Origin of the sequence: Streptomyces sp. NPDC001902, from assembly GCF_042891295.1 — a bacterium.
Taxonomy (GTDB): Bacteria; Actinomycetota; Actinomycetes; order Streptomycetales; family Streptomycetaceae; genus Actinacidiphila.
Genome location: NZ_JBIATA010000019.1, coordinates 121,431 through 141,488, shown reverse-complemented (window position 1 = coordinate 141,488; position 20,058 = coordinate 121,431). Strand labels below are relative to the sequence as shown.

Annotated in this window: 14 protein-coding genes; 3 read left to right on the top strand and 11 right to left on the bottom strand. The window is 74.5% G+C overall.

The genetic code is table 11. The features are described 5' to 3' along the window. Window positions 1–3: 3 nt before the first annotated feature. From ACFYYN_RS28005 to ACFYYN_RS27990, 4 genes are all read right to left on the bottom strand, one after another. On the bottom strand, window positions 4–1,029 hold the full coding sequence (locus ACFYYN_RS28005; RefSeq protein ID WP_500547969.1) for an SGNH/GDSL hydrolase family protein: 1,026 nt from the start codon (window positions 1,027–1,029) through the stop codon (window positions 4–6). After that, complete coding sequence (locus tag ACFYYN_RS28000; protein WP_500547968.1) at window positions 1,026–2,180, bottom strand: glycosyltransferase; 1,155 nt, start codon at window positions 2,178–2,180, stop codon at window positions 1,026–1,028. Before ACFYYN_RS28000 ends, ACFYYN_RS28005 begins: the two co-directional genes overlap by 4 nt. Beyond that, window positions 2,177–3,298: a glycosyltransferase family 4 protein gene (locus tag ACFYYN_RS27995; RefSeq protein ID WP_500547994.1), complete on the bottom strand. Its 1,122-nt coding sequence runs from the start codon at window positions 3,296–3,298 to the stop codon at window positions 2,177–2,179. Before ACFYYN_RS27995 ends, ACFYYN_RS28000 begins: the two co-directional genes overlap by 4 nt. Window positions 3,299–3,982: 684 nt before the next feature. After that, window positions 3,983–5,407: a HEAT repeat domain-containing protein gene (locus ACFYYN_RS27990; RefSeq protein ID WP_500547967.1), complete on the bottom strand. Its 1,425-nt coding sequence runs from the start codon at window positions 5,405–5,407 to the stop codon at window positions 3,983–3,985. Window positions 5,408–5,754: 347 nt separating this feature from the next. Here ACFYYN_RS27990 and ACFYYN_RS27985 point away from each other — a divergent pair, with 347 nt between their 5' ends. Beyond that, the gene (locus ACFYYN_RS27985) at window positions 5,755–7,242 is read left to right on the top strand and encodes a PP2C family protein-serine/threonine phosphatase (protein ID WP_500547966.1); all 1,488 of its coding nucleotides are present in this window, start codon (window positions 5,755–5,757) and stop codon (window positions 7,240–7,242) included. A gap of 177 nt (window positions 7,243–7,419) precedes the next feature. Here the strand turns inward: ACFYYN_RS27985 and ACFYYN_RS27980 are convergent, their stop codons facing one another. Further along, window positions 7,420–8,895: a DNA-binding protein NsdB gene (locus tag ACFYYN_RS27980; RefSeq protein WP_500547965.1), complete on the bottom strand. Its 1,476-nt coding sequence runs from the start codon at window positions 8,893–8,895 to the stop codon at window positions 7,420–7,422. 395 nt (window positions 8,896–9,290) lie between these two features. On the opposite strand from ACFYYN_RS27980, the gene ACFYYN_RS27975 reads away from it, so the two are divergent. Together ACFYYN_RS27975 and ACFYYN_RS27970 are read left to right on the top strand one after the other, a co-directional pair. After that, entirely contained in the window at window positions 9,291–10,385 is a 1,095-nt protein-coding gene (locus tag ACFYYN_RS27975) for an aminoglycoside phosphotransferase family protein (RefSeq protein ID WP_500547964.1), read from the top strand. A gap of 318 nt (window positions 10,386–10,703) precedes the next feature. Then, window positions 10,704–12,713 carry an N-acetylmuramoyl-L-alanine amidase gene (locus tag ACFYYN_RS27970; protein ID WP_500547963.1) on the top strand — a complete coding sequence of 670 codons (2,010 nt, stop codon included), beginning with the start codon at window positions 10,704–10,706 and terminating at the stop codon, window positions 12,711–12,713. On the opposite strand, the gene ACFYYN_RS27965 is transcribed toward ACFYYN_RS27970, so the two are convergent. The 6 genes from ACFYYN_RS27965 to ACFYYN_RS27940 all read right to left on the bottom strand — a co-directional run bounded on the left by ACFYYN_RS27965 (window position 12,676) and on the right by ACFYYN_RS27940 (window position 20,038). Further along, on the bottom strand, window positions 12,676–13,176 hold the full coding sequence (locus ACFYYN_RS27965; protein ID WP_500505418.1) for a hypothetical protein: 501 nt from the start codon (window positions 13,174–13,176) through the stop codon (window positions 12,676–12,678). The two genes, ACFYYN_RS27970 and ACFYYN_RS27965, sit on opposite strands and share 38 nt — an antisense overlap. 49 nt (window positions 13,177–13,225) lie before the next feature. After that, the gene (locus tag ACFYYN_RS27960; protein WP_500547962.1) at window positions 13,226–16,108 is read right to left on the bottom strand and encodes an ATP-binding protein; all 2,883 of its coding nucleotides are present in this window, start codon (window positions 16,106–16,108) and stop codon (window positions 13,226–13,228) included. Window positions 16,109–16,491: 383 nt separating this feature from the next. After that, the gene (locus ACFYYN_RS27955) at window positions 16,492–16,731 is read right to left on the bottom strand and encodes a DUF397 domain-containing protein (protein ID WP_018561140.1); all 240 of its coding nucleotides are present in this window, start codon (window positions 16,729–16,731) and stop codon (window positions 16,492–16,494) included. A gap of 108 nt (window positions 16,732–16,839) precedes the next feature. Next, window positions 16,840–18,018, bottom strand: coding sequence for a thiolase family protein (locus tag ACFYYN_RS27950; protein WP_500547961.1), 1,179 nt, complete (start codon window positions 18,016–18,018; stop codon window positions 16,840–16,842). Then, a complete protein-coding gene (locus ACFYYN_RS27945) occupies window positions 18,015–19,088 on the bottom strand; it encodes a thiolase family protein (RefSeq protein ID WP_500547960.1) in 1,074 nt (357 codons plus the stop codon). The genes ACFYYN_RS27950 and ACFYYN_RS27945 overlap by 4 nt, the downstream gene beginning before the upstream one ends. Further along, window positions 19,085–20,038: an OB-fold nucleic acid binding domain-containing protein gene (locus ACFYYN_RS27940; RefSeq protein ID WP_500547959.1), complete on the bottom strand. Its 954-nt coding sequence runs from the start codon at window positions 20,036–20,038 to the stop codon at window positions 19,085–19,087. Before ACFYYN_RS27940 ends, ACFYYN_RS27945 begins: the two co-directional genes overlap by 4 nt. Between the last annotated feature and the right edge of the window lie 20 nt (window positions 20,039–20,058).

Here is a 20,058-nt window from a genome sequence, read left to right as displayed (position 1 = left end):
CCCTCATTGTCCCAGGGACGTCCCTTCCAGGCGGGCCAGCGCACCGGCGGTGGCGTCGCGGGAGCGCAGGTCCAGCAGCCCGTCGGTGCCGGCCAGCCGGTGCCGGGCCTCCCGGCCGGCGAGCCGCAGCAGATCGGGCAGCAGATCGGTGCAGCGGTCGGCGACCCAGCGGGTGCCCTTGGTCGCCATCCACCAGACGCTCGCCGCGGCGCCCGGTCCCGGGCCGCCGGGGGTCGTGGACGGCGGTTCGCCGTCCGACAGGCCGCGCGAGACCAGGAGGTCGTGGAACCCCCGGGCCAGCAGCCGGTGGCCGAGTTCGCTGGGGTGCAGCCGGTCCGCGCTCCACGAGGCGCGGTCGGCCGCCCACGCATGGCGGGCGGCGTGCAGGTGCACGGCCTCGTACCGCTCGGACAGCACGTGCACGACCTGGTTCAGCGCGGCCATCCGGCGGCCCAGCGGGCGGGCGAGCGGCCACGGCAGCCCCAGCATGCGGCCGGGGTCGGGCAGGCAGGCGGTGAGCACCTCGGCGCCTTGGGCGCGCAGTTGGGCCAGGACGGTGTCCAGGCGGCGGGCGACGGTCTCGATGTCGAAGCTGCCGCGGAGCGTGTCATTGGCGCCGATCACCACGGAGGCCAGGTGCGGCCGGTGGTCCAGGGCGCGCGGCAGCTGCTCCTCGACGACGTCCTTGGTGAGGGCGCCGCTGCGGGAGCAGTTGAGCAGGCGCACGGCCGAGGGTTCGGCGGACAGCCCGTGCGCCAGGAGCGGCGCCCAGCCGCGCCATCCGCCGGCGACGGGGTCGCCGAGGCCCTCGGTGAGCGAGTCGCCGAGGGCGGCGAAACGTATCTCCTTCGTGCCGGCGGACATGGTGGTGGCCTGGACCGACGCCAGGGCGGTGGCCGGGGCGGGGACGGGAACAGGGGCGGGCATCCGGGCGGTGACCTGGGCCTGGACGGGAGCCGCGACGGTGGGCGCGTGGGCCGCGGGTCTGGCACGTCCGGGGACGGTGGGCGTCTGCGTGCCCGTCGTCATGGCGTGACCTCCGGGACGGCGAGCCGGGGCGCGGCGTCGTGGGCGGCGAGGAAGGCGTTCACGGCGGTCGGCCAGCCGTAGCGCTCGGCCTGGGCGCGGGCGATGGCGCGGCGCATGGGCTCCGGGCGGGCCAGCAGGTGGCCGACGGCGTCGGCGAAGGCCGGGCCGTCGTCGGTGGCGGCGGCACCGGCCGGGCCGAGGATGTCGGGCAGCGCGGACAGCGCGCTGGCGACCACCGGGGTACCGCAGGCGAGGGCCTCCAGGGCGGACAGGCCGAACGTCTCCACCGGGCCCGGGGCCAGGACCACGTCGGCGGTGGCCTGGAGGGCGGACAGGGCGCGGCGGACGGGGACGTGCCCGACGAAGGTGACCGGCAGCCGGGCCTCCCGGGCCCGGGCCTCCAGGCGGGCGCGCATCGGCCCGTCCCCCGCGACGACGAGGACGGCGTCCACGCCCTGGCGACGCATGTGGGCGAGGGCCTCCAGGGCGCGTCCCGGCCGCTTCTCGGGCGACAGGCGGGAGCACATCACCAGCAGCACCTCGGCGTTGCCGGCGTACCGGGCGCGCAACTCCGGGTCGTGGTGCGCCGGGTGGCATGCCTCCAGGTCGACGCCGAGCGGCGCCCGTACGACGTTGCGGGCCCCGATCCGCTCGAACTCCGCCGCCGCCCAGGCCGTCGTGCAGACGATGCGCGAGTACACGTGCGCGCTGCGGCGGTTGAGCCGGTCGGCGGCGCCCTGGGCGAGGCCGCTGGGCACACCCCAGGTGCGCAGCACCCCGTCGACGCTCTCGTGGGACACCATGACGGACGGCACCCGGCGGCGGCGCGCCCACTCCCCGGTCCAGCGCAGCGTCGTGCGGTCGGAGACCTCCAGCCGGTCGGGGCGGAGGCCGTCCAGCACCGCCTCCAGCCGGGCCCGGCCGGTCAGGACGCGGTAGCCGCCGGTACCGGCGACCAGGGGGCCGGGAAGGGTGATGACCCGGCCCTGGGAGGTGGTCTCGTCCTTGGCGGCCGGGCCGGGGACGACCAGGACCGGGTCGTGGCCGGCCGCGAGGTAGCCCTCGCCGAGGTGGCGCAGCGCGGTGCGCAGGCCACCGGAGGTGGGCGTGACGAAGTTCGCCAGCCTGACGATGCGCAGCGGGCCGGTCATGCCGCCACCGCCGTGCGGGCGTCGAGCACCTGCGCGTAGTGCTCCAGGAGCAGGTCCCCGACGGCCTCCCAGGTGCGCGCGGCCACGTCGGCGCGCCCCTCGGCGCCGAATTGGTCGCGCATGGCCGGGGCACTGGCCAGCAGCCGTACGGCGCCGGTGACGGCGTCCACGTCGCCGGGCGGCACGAGCAGCCCGGTGCGGCCGTGGTCGACGAGGTCGAGCGGACCGCCGGCGGCGGGGGCGACCACGGGCAGCCCGCTGGCCATCGCCTCCTGGACGGTCTGGCAGAACGTCTCGAACGGCCCGGTGTGGACGAAGACGTCGAGGGAGGCGTAGATCCGCGCCAGGTCGTGGCCGGTGCGGCGGCCGAGGAACACCGCGTCCGGCAGCGCCTCGCGCAGCCCGGGGGCGCTCGGGCCGTCCCCGACGACGACCACCTTCACCCCGGACAGCCGGCCCGCGCCGGCCAGCAGCTCCACGTGCTTCTCCGGAGCGAGGCGGCCGATGTAACCCACCAGGACCTCACCGTTCGGGGCGAGTTCACGGCGCAGCGCCTCGTCGCGGTGGGCCGCGTCGAAGCGCACGGAGTCCACGCCGCGCGGCCACAGGTGCACGCGCGGGACGCCGTGCGCCTCCAGGTCGCGCTGGGAGGCGCTGGACGGGGCGAGCGTGCGGTCGGCGGCCGTGTGCACGGCGCGGATGCGGCGCCACGCGGTGCTCTCGCCACGGCTCAGGTAGGTGCGGGCGTACCCCGCGAGGTCGGTCTGGTACACGGCGACCGCGGGGATGTGCTGGCGGGTGGCCGCGGCCATGCCGCGCACCCCCAGGATGAACGGGCTGGCCAGGTGGACGAGTTCGGCGCGGTGCGCGGCGATCGTCGCCGCGGTCCTGCGGCCGGGGAGCGCCACCCTGACCTGCGGGTAGCCGGGCAGCGGCAGCGACGGCACACGCACGACGGGGCACGGTTCGTCCCCCGGCGCGGACTCCTGCGGGCCGGCCGGCGCGATCACCAGCGGCTCGTGGCCCCTGCGGACCAGATGTTCGGCCGTGCGCAGCGCGCAGTGGGCCACTCCGTTGACGTCGGGTGGGAAGGACTCTGTGACGATGGCTACTCGCATACGGACGTTGTCGGCTCCCCGGGCGTTGTCCGGGTCACGTGGATCTTTCACCTTGGGGAACGTGCCGTGAGCGTTGGCTCCGGATCGGGCCTTCCGGCCGTGCCGGCGCCCCTCGGTCTCCCCCGGACGCCGCGCCGGGAGGCATCGGGCGCCGCTCGCCGGTCCGGGCAGGGGTTCGGCGACGAGCACGGGACCGGCGGGCGGTCGGGTCGGCGTGTGGGATGCCGACGCCGAGTCCTTCGGCGAGGCGGTGGAACAGGCGCGCGGACCCAGGGGGCCGTGGTCCGGGGGTGAACCGCTGGGGATCGCGGCCGGGGCAGTGGTCCGGGTGGAGGCCCAGCAGGATGCTGATGTCGTCGGCGTACAGCACCAGCGCGCCCGCGTCCCCGCCGGTACGTCGAGGAGCAGCCGCCAGCCCTCGACGCAGCTCCAACTGCCGTGCTCCCAGGCCCGGGCCCACTCCCCGGAGCGGCGGGCGCCGTCGACGTACCCGCCGTCGGCGTACAGCAGGTCGCCGAACGCGCCGGCGAGTTCGTCCTGGGCGAGCAGGGCCGGACGGCCGTCCACGCCCATCCGCTCCGGGATTGCCCGCGGCGGGATGCCGTGGGCGAAGGCCGGACTCGGCGGCGGCAGGTCGCACCCGTCCATCCGGTCCGGCCCCACCCGCGGCCGGGGGGCCGGGGCCTACCGCGCGGGGTCGCCGGAGCTGAGGCGGCCGCGGACCGCGGTCTGGACCTCGGCCTCCTCCGCGGGATCGGCGGCGAGGCTGCGCAGGCGGGCCAGGACCCGGACGTCCGAGGTGGTGGCCGTGCGGGCGGCGAGTTCGCGGGTGGTCTCCTCGCAGTCCCACAGGCACTCGACGGCGAGGCCGGCGCCGAAGCAGGGGTCGGTGCGGGCGAGGGCGTGCGCGGCGACGCCGCGCAGCTGTGAGGAGCTCGTCTCGCGGTAGACGTGGCGCAGGACGGGGGCGGCGCACTCGATGGAGAGCCGGCCGGCCCCTTCCACGAGCACGGCGAGGCCCTCGGCGTCGGCGCCCTCGCGCTGGACGAGGCGGCGCAGGGCGCCGAGGACGCGGTCGGCGTCCTGTTCGCCGCCGCGGCAGGCGAGCATGCGGGCGGCGGTCGCGCCGAGCACGTCGTCACGGCGTGACCAGGCGCGGGCCCGGGTGAGGGCGGCGATGCTGCGCATCCGCTCGAAGGACTCGACGGCGGCGCGGGCGACGAGCTCGGACTCGCTGAGGGCGGCGGCCTCGATGAGGTCGAGGGCCTCGCGGTCCTGGCGGTCGGAGAGGTGGCGGAGTGCGGCCGCGCGGGCCGCCTCGGGACCGCTGCGGGCCGCCCGGACGAGCTCCTCGCGGTCCTCGGGGCCGGCGACGGCGGCGAGGCAGCGGGCGGCGGGGGCGTCGCGGTGCTGCGGTGGGTGGGCGGCCAGGCCTTCCTGGGCCCATTCGAGGACGGCGCCCACGCTCCAGCCCGGGGTCGGCCCGGTGGGCCGCATCTGGCGCTGCCAGCGGTCGAAGGCGGTCTGTTCCGCTGCCTTGCGCACCCGTTCGGAGACGGCGGGGTCCGGATCCTCGGCCCACAACCGCCAGGGCCGTGGCTCGTACGCCTCGCGGAGCGCGGTGGCGAGCTGGGCGTCACCCTCCGTGGTGAGCGGGAAGCGGGCGAGCACGGCCGGGCCGAGGGCACGCAGCGCGTCGTCCTCGTCACGTACGGCGAGCTCGTCCAGGGCCCACTCCCAGTTGCCGCCGGTGGCGGCGTAGCGGCGCAGCAGCAGGGCGGCGTCCCGGCGGCCGTAACCGGCGAGGTGACCGAGGACGGACAGCGCCAGGCCGCAGCGGTGCTCGTCGGGGCTGATGATGTCGTCGGGGTGGAAGAGGTGCTGTTCGATCCCGTCGAGCGAGCCCTCGAGCTCCGAGTAGAGGCGCGCGTAATAGAGGGAGCGGGACTCCACGCGCCAGTCGTGGCGGGGGTCGCGCAGGACGCACTGCTCCAGCGCCGCGAGCGCGTCGGCTCGCTGCGCTGCGAGGGCGTGCAGGGTCCCGTCTCCGCGTCCTCTCTGGAGGAGGCCGAGAAGGGTACCGCTGGGCGCTATGTCGGGGTCGAACATGAGGTCAGCATCCGGTGCGGGGAGTTGGTTGGCAACGGGATTTCCCGTTACCGGCTGCGAGGTATCTTCGCAGATCGTCCCGGGTTCAAACCCTTTGCGCGGCACCCGGGCGGCTCGCGGGCACGCTCGCGGCCGGAGTCCCGCAGCTTACCCGGACCGAGGCATTCCGCCGAGTTCTCCGAGCGTGGCGGCCCTCCAGGCTCCTGGCATATGCCGGTAGCACCACCGGATCGGGTATTGCAGAAACCCTTACGGGCCATCACTCCTTGTGCAAGAGTCGTGACTGGCCCATCCGTACGGCCCCGTTGAGGCCGGCGCCCGGTTCGGAGACATGTTCGGAGAGCGTCATGCCGCCCCATTTGCATGAGGACCGCGCCACCGCGAAGCCTGAGCCCGGCACCGTGGACGCGCTCATCTCCCAGACCCGCCAGCTGCGCGGCAAGGTCGACGCCGTTCGCCGTGACGCCGCCGCCGAGGACGAGGAGGACCCGCAGCTGCGCTGGCAGCGCGCGCTGTGCGACCTCGCCGTCCACCAGCTCGACGACCTGGGGGCGCACCTCGGGCAACTGCGGGACGGCATCCCCGCCCTCGGCGACCGGGAGACGGGCACCGAGCCCGGCGGCGCCGCCTACGCGGGCCGGTCCGCCCGGGAGGTCCCCGTCCCCGCGCCGGTCGCCGGCGCCGTGCAGGCCCTGGGGCGGGCCGGTAGCGCGGAGTGGGACCTGCTCACGGACGGTGTCCAGTGGTCGGAGGAGCTCTACCGCATCTTCGGGCGCACCCGCGAGGACGGGCCGCTGACCCTGGACGAGCTGCCCTCCTGGCTGTTCGCCGAGGACCAGCAGACCCTCACCGCGGCCGTGACCGGCTGCCTGGTGGACGCCCGGCCGATCGACTGCGAGTTCCGCATCGTCCGCCCGGACGGTGCCGTGCGTACGGTGCACATGGTGGGCGAGCCGGTGCTCGACGCCGCCGGCGCCACCGCCTCCATGTGGGCGGTGCTCCGCGACGTCAGCGAACTGCGCCGCAGCCAGCGGACGCTGCGCGAGACCCGTGACTCGTTGCAGCGCGAGCAACAGATCGCGCAGACCGAGCGCCGGCTGGCGGTCGAGCTGCAGGAGGCCGTACTGCCGCCGTGGCGCGGCTCCCTGCGGTTCCCGCAGGACGGCGGCCCCACCACGGTCGACCTCGCCGCCCACTACCTCCCGTCCTCCACCGGCGCGCTCGTCGGCGGCGACTGGTACGACGCGTTGCACCTGCCCGACGGCTCCGCGCTGCTCACCGTGGGCGACCTCACCGGGCACGGGGTCTCCGCCACCTCCGGCATGGCCATGCTGCTCGGCGCGCTGCGCGGCATGGCGATGACGGGGCTGGACCCGGCCCCGCTGCTGGGCGGGCTCAACCAGTTGCTGGACAGCTCCGCGCAGCCCGCCCTGGGCAGCGCCCTGTGCTGCCGCTACCGCCCCGAGGACCGCTCTTTGGTCTGGGCGCAGGCCGGACACCCCGCCCCGCTGCTGTTCCGCGACGGGACGGGGCGTCCGCTCGACGCACCCGAGGGCGTACTGCTGGGCGCCACCTCGGGCGCCCAGTACGGCCAGGCCACCGAGCGGTTGCTCCCCGGCGACCTGCTGGTGCTGCACACCGACGGCCTGCTGCCGCGCCGCTCCGGTTCCATGGCGGCCTCGGACGCGGCCGCCGCCGTGCGACGCCTGCTGGAGCTCGGCCCGAGGTTCGCCCAGGCCCGTACCCCGCAGGAGTGCGTGCGCATCGTGGTGGAGGAACTCGGCGCCCCCGAGCGCGAGGACGACGCCTGCGTGCTCATCGCCAAGTTCCACTGAGGTCCACGGGCGCGCTGGTCCACGGGCGCACTGGTCCACGGCCCCGTCGGCCCACGGTCGACGTGTTCCCATGCCGATGTGTCGACATCAGGACGGCATCCGGGAGAGCCGGCTCATTCGGCGTCGAGTCGGCTGGTCCCGCTCATCGATGTCCACGTCCTCCGCGTGGGTCTCCGCTCAGATCGCGGGGCCCCTGCGCTTGGGGCCGCTCGGCAGCGCGATCTCGATCTCCTCACGCAGGTCCTGGATCCTGGTGAAGTCGGAGTAGCGGGCCGTCAGCCGGTACATCTCCCGCAGCCGGTCCCAGGTCCGCAGCGACGAGTTCTGCCTTATGGTCAGCAGCGCCAGTCGAGCGTAGCGGTCCGCCTGCTCGGGGTCGTCGGCGATGAAGCAGGCCGAGGCCAGCGAGATGTAGTCGAAGATGTTGGACCGGTCGCGGCCCTTGCCGCGCAGCTCCAGCGCGTGCTTGGCGTGCTGCTGCGCCGTCCGCGCCGCCAGCGGCTCGTACTCGGCGAGGGTGCGGTACGCCAGCGCCTGCATCCCGTGCAGATCGGCCTCGTCGAACATCTGCATCCAGCTCGGCGGCGGGACGTCGCCGCGGTCGGTGGCGAAGAGGTCCTCGGCCTTGCCCAGGGTGCGGCGCATCGCCTGGCCGTGGCCCATGGAGGCCTGTGCCCAGGCCTCGATGGTGCACAGCATGGCGCGGGTGCGCGGCAGGGTCTCCTGCCCGGAGCCGGACTGCGCCAGTTTCATCAGGTCCAGTGCGTCGTCCGGCCGTCCCAGGTGGACCATCTGCCGGGCGGCGCGGGAGAGCGCCTCGCCGGCCCTGGGCCGGTCCCCGCCCTCACGTGCGGCGTGCGCCGCGATGACGAAGTACTTCTGGGCGGTGGGCTCCAGGCCCACGTCGTGGGACATCCAGCCCGCCAGGACGGCGAGGTTGGCGGCCACGCCCCAGAGCCTGCGCTTGAGGTGGTCGGGGTGGTGGTAGGCGAGCATGCCGCCCACCTCGTTGAGCTGTCCGACGACCGCCTTGCGCTGCAGTCCGCCGCCGCGGGAGGCGTCCCAGGCGCGGAACACCTCGACCGAGCGCTCCAGCGCCTCGATCTCATGGGAGCCGACCGGGGCCGCCTCGTAGCGGTCGTAGGAGACGGCGTCGGCGTCGAAGGGGTCGTGGGTGGTGGGGGCGTCGGCCGCGAGCGCCGGATCGGTGCGCAGCCAGTCGTACATGGCGCTGCTGAGTGCGGAACCCGCGGCAAGCGCGGCTCCCGCGCCCACCAGACCGCGTCGGTTGAGCATGAGGTCCATTCCCGTGAATTCGGTGAGGACCGCGGCTGTTCGCTCCGGTGGCCAGGGCAGTCCGTCGGCGCTGACGGACTGCTTCCTTCCCGTACGCCGATGCCGGCCGAACCCGAGATCCTCGATGGTTACGACACGGCCGAGACGCTCGGTGAACAGGGCGGCCAGCACGGTGGGGACGGGTTCGCGGGGGGATTCCCCGGTCTCGATCCAGCGGCGCACCCGCGAGGTGTCCGTCGCCAGCTGCGGGTGGCCCATGGCCGCCGCCTGCCGGTTGACGAGTCTCGCGAGCTCTCCCTTGGACCATCCGGTGAGTGCGAACAGGTCCGCTAGCCGTGAGTTGGCTTCCTTGTCCATCCAAGCCCCCAGGTTCCTCGGCACTGTTGACACTAACGGCCGGTCAGCGCCGCCGCGAGCATTCGCCATGGTTCGCCAGGGTGCGCCAGATGGTCTGCCACCCGCATGCGGTGGTCAGGTAGGAACGCGCCACCCGGCCCGGCAACCGCCGGCTCGCGAACGGTCGCATATGAACAACTTTCGAAAAACGCCGATCAGCGTTGAACAACTCGAGAGGCATGTGCGTACTGGTACGCGAGGGGCGTACGGCGCGTGGACAGTTCGGACCGCCGGCCCGGACCCGCATTCCCCAGGGTGCAGGACCGGACGCCGACTCCGGCTCCGGATCCGTCCACGCGCCGGCCCCGCCACCTCGTCAAGAGCTCGTTGGCACACGAAGGGATCTGTCTCCCCATATGTATTCAGCATCGTCCTCCGTGTCCGCACCGCCCCGGCCGACCCAGCTCCCGGGCTTCACCGGGACAGGGACCGCCCTACGGCCTCGTCCGGTGCTGCCCGCTCCGCGCAGGGGCGCGCCGGGAACCTCCCACCCGCTCAGCGGGAGGCTCGACTTGACCGGTCCCCAGGGCGCGCAGTTGCGCTCGGCCATCGCCTCGGTGCAGCGCATCTGCCCCGAGTTCACGCCAGTCCAGATGCTGCGGCGCAGCGGCCGCTCGGTGCTGCTGGTCGGCACCTCCGGCCGTGCCCCCGCGGTCGCCAAGTGCCTGCTGGACCACTCCCCCGCCTGGGTGGAGCGGTACCGGCACGAGATCGGCGCGTACCGGGCCTTCGTACGGCACCGGCCTCCGGTCAGGGCGCCGCGGCTGATCGCCGCCGACCCCGAGAGCTGCACGCTCGTGCTGGAGCGCATGCCCGGACGGGTCGCGGCCCTGCAGCGGCACCCATCGGAGGCTCCGCCGCGGGCCGACGTGCGGATGGCGCTCAGCGCGATCTCCCGGGTCAACATGTGGCGTCCGCCGGCCGGGATCTTCGACGCCCCCGTCGACTACGCGGCACGGCTGTCCCGTTACCACGAGCTGGGACTGCTCACCGACCGGGACATGGGAGACCTGCAGAAGCTGCTGCACGGACTGGCGCACGCCCAGGGCCAGTTCAACCACGGCGACGCCCTGCTCTCCAACATCCTGCTCTCCCCGGCCGGCCCGGTGCTGGTCGACTGGGAGCACGCCGGCTGGTACCTGCCCGGCTACGACCTGGCCGTGCTCTGGATGATCCTGGGCGACGACCCGGTCACCCGGCGGCAGATCAGCCAGATGGCGCAGGCCGCCGGACCGATCGCGCGTGACGCCTTCCTGGTCAACCTGATGCTGGTGGTCACCCGCGAGATCCGCACCTACGAGACGGCCGTGCAGCGCACGATGCGCAGCACCGTCCCGGTGGGTCCGGGCGCGGCCGAGGCCGGCGAGGAGCAGCGCCTGCTGCTGCGCCGTCTGCACGACGACGCGGGCCTCGCCCGGCGGGCCGTCAGGGCCGCCGTCGGCACGAGGTGACCTTCCGGCCGGTCCCGGACGGAAGAGGAGGAACCGGTGCGTGGTGGACGGCGGAGCACCGCGGTCGCGGACCCGGGGACCAGGGGAGGGTCCTCCGGTGCCGTCGCGGTGCCGCCCGGGCGCCCTCACGGCCGGGACGGCACCGCCGGTGGTCCAGTCCACTGACGCACCGCAGGCCATGGCGCCCGTGTGGGGAAAGCTCCCGGCACGGGCGCTGACATGCGTAAACAGCTTTCACAGCGCCTAGTTGACGGATCGTCGACCAACGGATACCTCTGTGGTGCCGAACGGCCCCGTGCGTCACCACAGGAGGCTGCAGTGCGAGGAACCCCCCACAACGCGAGACGCCCGCGCAAGGTCGTCACCGCCGCAACGGTCACCGTGGCCGTCGGCGCCCTGCTCTCCGCCCTGCCGCCGCTGCCCGCGGCCGGCGTGACCCCGCAGGAGCGGGACGCACCTCTCCGGCAGGCCTTCCAGGACGCCGCGGAACGTCATCACGTCCCGGAGAGCGTGCTGATGGGCGTGGCCTACCTGGAGTCGCGCTGGGACACCCACCGCGGACTGCCCAGCGTCACCGCCGGATACGGCCCCATGCACCTCACGGACGCCCGGACGGCGCTCACCGACAAGCCCCGACGGGGAGACGGCGGTGACGACCCGCGCGGAGACGCGGGCCGTCCCCTCGCCGACGTGGGGCTGCCCGCCGTGGACACCCGCGCGCTGCCCTCGACCCTCACCACGCTGGACCGCGCCGCGGGGCTGACCGGGCTGAGCGCCGAGGAACTGCGCGAGGACCCGGCGGCCAACGTCGAGGGGGGCGCGGCGCTGCTGGCCCGGGCCCAGAAGTCGCTGGGCGCACCGCTGAGTTCGGACCCGGCCCGCTGGTACGGCGCGGTGGCGCGCTACTCGGGCGCCGACGACACCGCCACGGCGTCGGTCTTCGCCGACGACGTCTTCCAGGTCATCCGCGAGGGAGTCACGCGCACCACGGACGACGGGGAGAGCCTCACCCTCGCCGCGCACCCCGGGCTCACGCCGGAGACCGCCCAGCTCCGCTCCCTGGGTCTGCGCACGGTTGCCGCCGACGGGACGGAGTGCCCGCGCACGATCGCGTGTGAATGGCTCCCGGCCCCGTACGAGGAGTACGGCACGGGCGACTACGGCAACCACGACCTCGCCGACCGCCCGCACGACCAGAAGATCGACTACATCGTCGTCCACGACACCGAGGCCACCTGGGACACCACCCTTCAGCTGGTGCAGAAGCCGGACTACCTCGCGTGGCACTACTCGATCCGCTCCGCGGACGGCCACGTCGACCAGCACGTGAGGACCAAGGACGTCGGCTGGCACGCGGGCAACTGGTACGTCAACGCCAAGTCCGTCGGCATCGAGCACGAGGGCTTCCTCACCGATCCCGGCGCCTGGTACACCGAGGCCATGTACCGGGCGTCGGCCCGGCTGGTCCGCTACCTGGCCGGGCGTTACGGCATCCCGCTGGACCGGCAGCACGTCCTGGGCCACGACAACGTCCCGGGACCGACCCCCGCGAACATCCCGGGGATGCACACCGACCCCGGCCCGTACTGGGACTGGGCGCACTACTTCCAGCTCCTGGGAGCGCCCTTCCGGCAGACCGCCGGGCCGGGCAGCGCCCTGGTGACGATCGACCCGGACTACGGCTCCAACCGGCCCGTCTACACCGGGTGCGCGAGCGCCGGTGACACCTGCCCGTCCCGCGGTTCCACGGCCGTCCGGCTGTACACCGAGCCACGCGAGGACGCCCCGCTCGTCAAGGACGTCGGTCTGCACGGGGAGGCCCCCTCCACGACCGGGGTGAACGACACCGGCGCCCGTGCCTCGACCGGCCAGCAGTTCGCGGTGGCCGAGCGACGCGGGGACTGGACGGCGATCTGGTACCTGGGCCAGAAGGCCTGGTTCCACGACCCCAGGGGGCACCGCACCGCCCTGCCGGCCACGGGCCTGCTGGTCACGCCGAAGAAGGGCCGCGGCGAGGTCCCGGTGTACGGGCGCGCCTACCCGGAGGCGTCCGCCTACCCGGCGGGGGTCCCGGTGCAGCCGGAGGCCCCGCTGCCGTACCGGCTCCTCGCGGGCCAGAGCTACGCGGTGGGCCAGGCGACGCACGGCGAGTACTACCGGGCGGTCACCTTCGACGCCTCCCAGCACGTGGTGGTGCGGGGGGAGCAGCTCTACTACGAGATCCAGTTCGGCCACCGGGTGGCCTGGGTCAAGGCCGAGGACGTGACCCTGCGGCCCTCCTGGGCCCCGCTCAGCCCTGCTGGAACATCTCCGCGGGGAGGGGCTTGAGCAACTGGTAGAGGTCGTCGGTGATCGGGCGGTCCCAGGTCGCGATGGTGACCAGGACGCCGTCGCTGCGGTCGAACTGCGTGCAGGCGATGCGCCCCTCGGAGAGCTTCACCTTGCGCACGATCAGCAGGTTGTCACCGTGCATGACCGGGGTGTCCTCGGTGCCGACGACCTCGACCGGCTCGTCGTTGCCGAGGGCCAGCAGCAGCTGGGCGACCTCGAAGGGGACCTGGCCCTCTTCGAGGTCGCGGGCGGGCGAGCCCTCGGGGAGGTTGCCGATCAGCATGGCGGGACCGCGCCCGCCGAAGAGGTCGTAGCGCAGGAAGATGCCCTGGCAACTGCCGTCCTCCCCGGGCAGCAGCCCGGCGCCGAGTTCGCCCGGCCAGTCGCCCGGGTCCATGGCCAGGACGTCGAATTCCGGCCCTGTGGGCGTTGCGGCGCTGCGGCGGCGGAGGAACGACATGCGCCCATCGTACGGTCCCCGGGCCGCCCGTGTGCCCGGGGTCGCGTCGCTACGGGGCGAGCGCCCGGGACAGGCCCGCCCGGTCGGTGCCGATCTTGCGGTAGACGGCGGAGAGCAGACGGGTGACGCCCTCCACGTCGGTGTCCAGACCTGCGGCGATCTGCTCGTCGTCCTCATCCCGGGCGGCCCGCGAGGCGGCCGCCCGTTCCTGGGCGGTGAGGGCGTCGGTCTCCGTCGTACGCAGCCTGCGCGGGCGCAGTCCGGCGGCGGCGAGTTCGTCGCGGGCGCGCTCGGCCAGTTGGTCGGCACCGCAGTGGACGGCGGTCTCCAGACCCCGGTAGAGCTGCTCGGCCGCCTCATGGAGCCGGGCCTCGCGGCGCAGGGCGGCACCGTGGTCGACCAGGGCCCGGGCCAGCTCGTAGCCGGCCGGTGAGCGCTCCAGGTGCGTGACCGCCTCCTGCAGCAGCTTGAGCCGGTCGGGTTCCGCGGCCACCTCGGCGCAGACCCGCAGCGCCTGGCCGATCGAGGACGCGGTGCCGTACTGGCGGGCACGTTCGACGGCGTCGGCGGCGGTGGCACGGGCCCGCTCCGGGGTGTCCCGGGCCTCGGCGAGCGCGAGGTGGAGCTTCCACGGGGACCAGGCGGGATTGCGCATGCCCCGGGGGTCGAGCCGGCGGCCGCACGCCTCGAGCTGGGCGATGGCCTCGTTGACCATGCCCCGGGCGAGCAGCAGTTCGCCGTAGACGGTCTGGGCGTCGGGGAAGGTGACGGCCGCCGGGAAGGGCTCGCAGAAGTCGTACTCGTCGGCGAGGGCCGCGGCCTCGCGGAGCCGGCCCCGGGCGAGCAGGATCTCGACGAGGATCGCCACGGTGTACCAGACGACCGGGGTGCCGCGGCCGACGCGGTCGGCGAGCCGCAGGCCGTCGCGGGCGAAGTCCTCGGCCTCGGCGAGGCGCCCGCGGCGGTAACGCACGTACCCGAGCAGGGAGTAGCCGAAGGCGAGGTGGGCGCCGCGCCATCCCTGGCGCTCGTAGTCGCCGATGCCGGCGGCGAAGAGCTCCTCGGCGCGGCCGGGCCGGTCGGCGTACATGTACGTCATCGCGACGAGGACCGGGACCTCGAAGCCGAAGTCCTCGCTGGCCCAGGGCAGTCCGCCGTCCAGGGCACGGTCGGAGTGCCGCAGCGCGGTCTCGGCGGGCTCGCCGCGCAGGGTGGCGTCCCAGGCGCGCAGGCCGATGATGTAGCGCTCGGTCAGGTCGCGTCCGGTCAGCCGGTCGGCCAGGCGGGCCAGCCGGCGGGAGCGGGCCGGGGAGTCGGGTTCGTCGGAGCGGAAGGCGTCCCACATGAACTGCTCTTCCTGCATCCGCAGCCGGGCCCGCGCGTTGGTGGCGGTCCGGGCGGCCTGTCCGACGGTGTCCGCGGCCTCGCCGAGCCGGTCGGAGTGGGCCAGCGCCTGGGAGAGCCGGTAGGTGATCGCGTCGCGCAGCACCGGGTCGACGACGGGCTCCTCGAGCGCGGCGCGCAGGTGGTTGACGGTGGTCGCCGGCTCGGTGAGCAGGGAGGAGCAGCCGAGCTCGAACAGCACGGCCGCCCGGTCCTCGAACGGGGGCGGCTCGCGCAGGGCCCGCGCCAGGTAGCGGCGGGCCGCGTCGGGGGCGCCGGCCCGGGCGGTGTCCCGCGCGGCCTGGCGCAGCTGGCCGACGACCCAGGGGTCGCCCTCGGGGTGGGTCTCCAGCAGGTGGCGGGCGGCGGCGGAGGGCCCGAGCCCGGCGTCCACGACGGACCAGGCGGCCTGGCCGTGCAGGGCGACCCGGACGGCGTCGGGGATGGCCCGGTACACGGCGGTGGCGATGAGGGGGTGGACGAACTCCAGGACGTCGCTGCCGGTGAGGATGCGGGCCTTGCGGAGCCGGTCAGCGGCGTCGGCGGCCTCCTCGCCGCCCAGGCCCGCCACGCTCGCGGCGATCGCCGGCGAGATGGACGTGCCGAGGACGGCCGCGGCCCACGCCATGCGGACGGTGGAGGTGCCCAGGCGCTCCAGGCGGGCGATGAGTCCGCTGCCCTTGGCGGCGGCGGCGAGGTCGCGCAGGAGGTGCGCGCTGGACTCGTCGGGGCGCAGCGCCCGGTCGAGGACCTTGGCGGTGAGCTCCACGGCCTCGAAGGGGTTGCCGGCGGTGACGGCCCAGGCCTCGCGGCAGAACGCGTCGTCGGCGTGGTCGCCCACGGCGTCGCGGATGAGCCGGCCGATGGCGGCGGCGCTGAGCGGTTCCAGGCCGAGCGGGCGGGTGCCGGAGCGGTCGGGGAGGCCGCGGAACGCCTCGGCGTGGGCGGGGAGTTCGTCGGGGCGGTAGGCCACGACGACGAGCATGGGGAGTTCCTCGGCGCGCGGCGCGAAGGCGGCCAGCCAGCCCAGGGACTCGGGGTCGGCCCAGTGGGCGTCGTCGAGCACGAGGACCACGGGGGCACGCCGGACGGCGATGTGGGTGAGGACCCAGTCGAGTCCGTCCGCGAGGCCCTGCGGATCCGGAGGCGCGCCCTCGCCGTCGGTGCACAGCCCCAGGGCGGGGCCGACGATGCCGTACCAGCTGCCGAGGGTGGTGCGGAGCACCCCGTCACCGGCTCCGGCGAGCTGGGGCTGGAGCAGCTGGCGTGCGACGTGGAAGGCGACGCCCTGTTCCTGGTCGCCGCCGCGGGCGTACAGGACGGTGCAGCCGAGGGCGGAGGCCCGGCGCCGGGTCTCCGCGAGCAGGGTCGTCTTGCCGAGGCCCGCGGGGGCCGCGAAGGCGAGTACGCCGCCGCGCCGTGTGCCGGCGCGGGGGTGGTCCCCCTCGGCCCGTATGCCCGTGAGTTCGGCCAGCGCCTCGTCGACGGCCACGAGCTCGGCCTCGCGTTCGAGGAGCGGTCGCCGGGACTTCGGTGTGCGCCGCGCCATAGTGCACCCCCTGCCCCTGATCCGGCGCGCGCCGGGGCGTGCCGGTGATGCCCGGACGCCTGTCCGGTGGCACCTCAGCGTACGCCACCAGGGACCCTGCGTGAGTACATAAATGTGAAGTGGTGACGGCTGTTCACAATCGTCCGCGGAATGATCGACCGTGCTCGATCAGGTGCGCCCACGTGCGGGAACGCGTCACCGTGATGCCCCCGGCACATGCCGGACCGGTGGCGGTACGACGGCCTGTCAGGTGCATTCCCCGGGGACGTACCGCGGGCGCGGGAACCGGCGGCACCAAGGCCTCCGGGGCGCGCGCGGCCGGGTGCGCCGGCAGCCCGTCGTCGTGGACGGGGCGGGCTGCCCGGCGCGCCCGTGAGCTTCCGTCAGGTGAGGTCGAACTCGCCGTCGCGGGCCCCGAGGACGAAGGCCCGCCATTCCGCCGGGGTGAAGATCAGCGAGGGCCCCTCGGGGCTCCGGCCGTCCCTCATGGCGATGTAGCCCTCGACGAAGGCGATCTGGACGTCTCCTGTGCCCTGGCTGCTCGACTGCCATGTTGCGTTGGCCAGATCAAGCTGCGGCTTCTTCCCGTTGGCCAACGGCGATCCGATCGTGCTCTCGGCCACGTCCGCTCTCCTCCCGACTCCGTCGTCCGGGCCAGCCTAGCGACCGTGCCGGGGCCCGGACAGGTCATGGAAGAACCTGCCCGGACCCGGTACCGGTTCATGCCCGCTTCACTCTCCGGGGTGCCCGGATCCGACCACCCACATGGCGAAGAACTGCGAACCCCCGCCGTACGCGTGACCCAGCGCCAGGCGTGCGCCGTCCACCTGGTGGCCGCCCGCCGTGCCGCGCACCTGGAGGGCCGCCTCGGCGAAGCGGATCATCCCCGAGGCGCCGATCGGGTTGGTGGACAGCACACCACCCGAAGGGTTGACGGGCAGGTCGCCGTCGAGCTCCGTCACCCCCGACTCGGTCAGCTTCCAGCCCTCGCCCTCCTGGGCGAAGCCGAGGTTCTCCAGCCACATCGGCTCGTACCAGGAGAAGGGCACGTACATCTCCACGGCGTCGATCTGCCGCCGCGGATCGGTGATGCCCGCCTGCCGGTAGACGTCGGCCGCGCAGTCGCGTCCGGCCCGGGGGCTGACGAAGTCCTTGCCCGCGAACATCGTGGGCTCGCTGCGCATCGCCCCGCCGTGCACCCACGCCACCGGTCCGGGGGCGCGGCGCCCGCCGGCCCCGTCGGTGAGCACCATCGCGCAGGCACCGTCGGAGGACGGGCACGTCTCGGAGTAGCGGATCGGGTCCCAGAGCATGGGCGAGGAACGCACCTTCTCCAGGGTGATGTCCTGTTCGTGCAGATGGGCGTACGGGTTCCTCAGCGCGTTGCGCCGGTCCTTGTACGCGACGAGGACGCCGACGGTGTCGGGCGCGCCGGTGCGCCGCATGTAGGCGCGCAGGTGCGGCGCGAAGAACCCGCCCGCCCCGGCCAGCAGGGGCTGCTGGAAGGGGACGGGCAGCGACAGCCCCCACATCGCGTTGGACTCGGACTGCTTCTCGAAGGCGAGCGTCAGGACGGTGCGGTGCACCCGCGCGGCGACCAGGCTGGTCGCGACGAGCGCGGTGGAGCCGCCCACGGAGCCCGCGGTGTGCACCCGCATCATGGGCTTGCCGACCGCGCCGAGGGCGTCGGCGAGGTACAGCTCGGGCATCATCACGCCCTCGAAGAAGTCCGGGGCCTTGCCGATGACGACCGCGTCGACGTCCGCCCAGGTCATCGACGCGTCCACCAGGGCACGCTGCGCCGCCTCGCGGACGAGTCCCGCGATGGACACGTCGTGCCGCGCCGAGGTGTGGTGGGTCTGGCCGACGCCGACGACCGCGACGGGTTCCTTGCCGGTCACCGCGCTCATCGGTCCTCTCCTTCCAGGACGGCGACCAGGTTCTGCTGCAGGCAGGGCCCGGACGTGGCGTGGGCGAGCACGCGGCGGGACTCGCCGCGGTGGATGCGGGCGGCGGCCTCGCCGAGCCGGATCAGGCCGGCGGCCATCACGGGGTTCGCGGCGAGCGGGCCGCCCGAGGGGTTGACCGTGACGTCGTCCCCCAGGCCGAGTGCCTTGCGGAGCACGACCTCCTGGGAGGTGAAGGGGGCGTGTAATTCCGCGGTGTCGACGGGTGCGTCGAAGGCCCCGGCGCGTTGTGCGGCCAGCCGGGCGGAGGGTGAGTCGGTGAGGTCGCGGACGCCGAGCGCATGGGCCTCGATGCGGTGGTCCATGCCGCGGATCCAGGCGGGGCGCTCGCACAGCCGCCGGGCGGTGTCCCCGGCGGCCAGCACCACCGCGGCCGCGCCGTCGCCGACCGGCGGGCAGTCGCCCCGGCGCAGCGGCCGCACCACGTACTCGCCCTGCGGCCGGTCGCCGGGCTCCTGGGCGTACGGATTGCTCCCGGCGGCGGTCCGGCTGCGGCCGGCGACGGCGGCGAGCGCGCCTTCGTCCGTGTCGCCCGCGTCGATCAGCGCCTGGGCCTGGAGCGCGGCCAGGGCGACGGAGTCGGGCCACAGCGGTGCCAGGTAGTAGGGGTCGAGCTGGCGGGTCAGCACGTCCCGCAGCCGCCCCGGCGAGGACTTGCCGTAGGAGTAGACCAGGGCGGTGTCGGCCTCGCCGGTGAGGAGCTTGACCCAGGCCTCGTACAGCGCCCAGGCCCCGTCGGTCTCCACGTGCGACTCGGAGATCGGCGGCCAGGCCCCGACCCCGTCGAGCGCCATGGTGAAGGAGAAGGCACGCCCCGCCAGGTAGTCGCAGGAGCCCGAGCAGGTGAAGCCGATCTCCCCCGCGGTGAGGCCTACCCGGCCCAGCACCTCGTGCAGCACCGGCATCAGCATCTCGACCTCGGAGAGGGTCGAGCTGTCGCGCACGTGCCGGGTCTGGGCGAAGGCCACGATGGCCACGTCCCGGCGCGGCTGCGCAGTGGTCGCCGTGGTCACAGCAGCTCCTTGTAGGTGTCGTAGTCGGCGTCGGGCTCGCCGGTGGGCCGGTAGTGGTCGGGGTAGCGTCCGTCGCCGGTCCAGACGGGCTCCACGCGCAGGCCCATGCGCACCTGGTCGTACGGGATGCCGCCGATGCGGCCGTGCAGGGCGAGGCCGGCGCCGTCGAGGGCGATGTGGGCGTAGACGTAGGGCACCTCGATGGCGACGCCCTTGGCCTTGATGTTGACGATGCAGAAGGTGGTGACCGTGCCGCGCGGGCCGACCTCGACCTGTTCGTCGGTGGCGACGCCGCAGGTGGGGCACGCGCCCCGGGGCGGGACGTAGACCTTGCGGCAGGAAGGGCACCGTTCGCCGACGGTGCGGTGCCCGGCGAGGGCGGCGAGGTAGCGGCTCTGGGCCCGGCCCGGGGCGTAGGTGTACTCCAGCCGGGCGGGCACGGTGATGCCGGTGACGGGTTCGGCGAACGCGCCGGTGTGCGCGGTCGCCGCGGTCGCCCCGGCGGCGTCGTCGTCCGCGGCGGGTTCGAAGCACGCGATGTCGGTGACGGCGCCGGTGCGCCGTCCGGCCCAGCGGACGCGGACGCGCATGCCGGTGCGCACCGCCTCCGGGCCGGGTGCGTCCAGGACGTGCAGCAGCGCGGTGTCGGCGCCGTCGAGGCGGACCAGGACCCAGGCGAAGGGGGTGGCCAGCGGCTGCTGCGGCCGCGGCGACGGGTTCCAGGCCCAGGTCGTGACCGTGCCGGTGGTGCCGACCTCGACGAGGTCGCGCAGTTCCTCGGCGGTGACCGGGTCGTACTCGACGGGCGGCACGAGCACCCGCCCGTCCCCGGTGCGCACGCCGAGGACGGTCCGCTCGCGCAACCCGGTGAGGAAGGCGCTCTGCACCGGGCCGAGGGAGCGGGTGAAGGGGAACTCGACGACGAGGGGCGCGGTGAGCGGTTCGGGCATGGCGGTGATGACCTCCCGTG

What these genes read in the sequence shown, in the direction of transcription:
- ACFYYN_RS27995 (WP_500547994.1), bottom strand. Translation starts at nt 3,298, where the DNA reads ATGCGAGTAGCCATCGTCACAGAGTCCTTCCCACCCGACGTCAACGGA.
- ACFYYN_RS27960 (WP_500547962.1), bottom strand. Translation starts at nt 16,108, where the DNA reads ATGGCGCGGCGCACACCGAAGTCCCGGCGACCGCTCCTCGAACGCGAG.
- ACFYYN_RS27965 (WP_500505418.1), bottom strand. Translation starts at nt 13,176, where the DNA reads ATGTCGTTCCTCCGCCGCCGCAGCGCCGCAACGCCCACAGGGCCGGAA.
- ACFYYN_RS28000 (WP_500547968.1), bottom strand. Translation starts at nt 2,180, where the DNA reads ATGACCGGCCCGCTGCGCATCGTCAGGCTGGCGAACTTCGTCACGCCC.
- ACFYYN_RS27950 (WP_500547961.1), bottom strand. Translation starts at nt 18,018, where the DNA reads ATGAGCGCGGTGACCGGCAAGGAACCCGTCGCGGTCGTCGGCGTCGGC.
- ACFYYN_RS27975 (WP_500547964.1), top strand. Translation starts at nt 9,291, where the DNA reads ATGTATTCAGCATCGTCCTCCGTGTCCGCACCGCCCCGGCCGACCCAG.
- ACFYYN_RS27980 (WP_500547965.1), bottom strand. Translation starts at nt 8,895, where the DNA reads ATGGACAAGGAAGCCAACTCACGGCTAGCGGACCTGTTCGCACTCACC.
- ACFYYN_RS27940 (WP_500547959.1), bottom strand. Translation starts at nt 20,038, where the DNA reads ATGCCCGAACCGCTCACCGCGCCCCTCGTCGTCGAGTTCCCCTTCACC.
- ACFYYN_RS27990 (WP_500547967.1), bottom strand. Translation starts at nt 5,407, where the DNA reads ATGTTCGACCCCGACATAGCGCCCAGCGGTACCCTTCTCGGCCTCCTC.
- ACFYYN_RS28005 (WP_500547969.1), bottom strand. Translation starts at nt 1,029, where the DNA reads ATGACGACGGGCACGCAGACGCCCACCGTCCCCGGACGTGCCAGACCC.
- ACFYYN_RS27985 (WP_500547966.1), top strand. Translation starts at nt 5,755, where the DNA reads ATGCCGCCCCATTTGCATGAGGACCGCGCCACCGCGAAGCCTGAGCCC.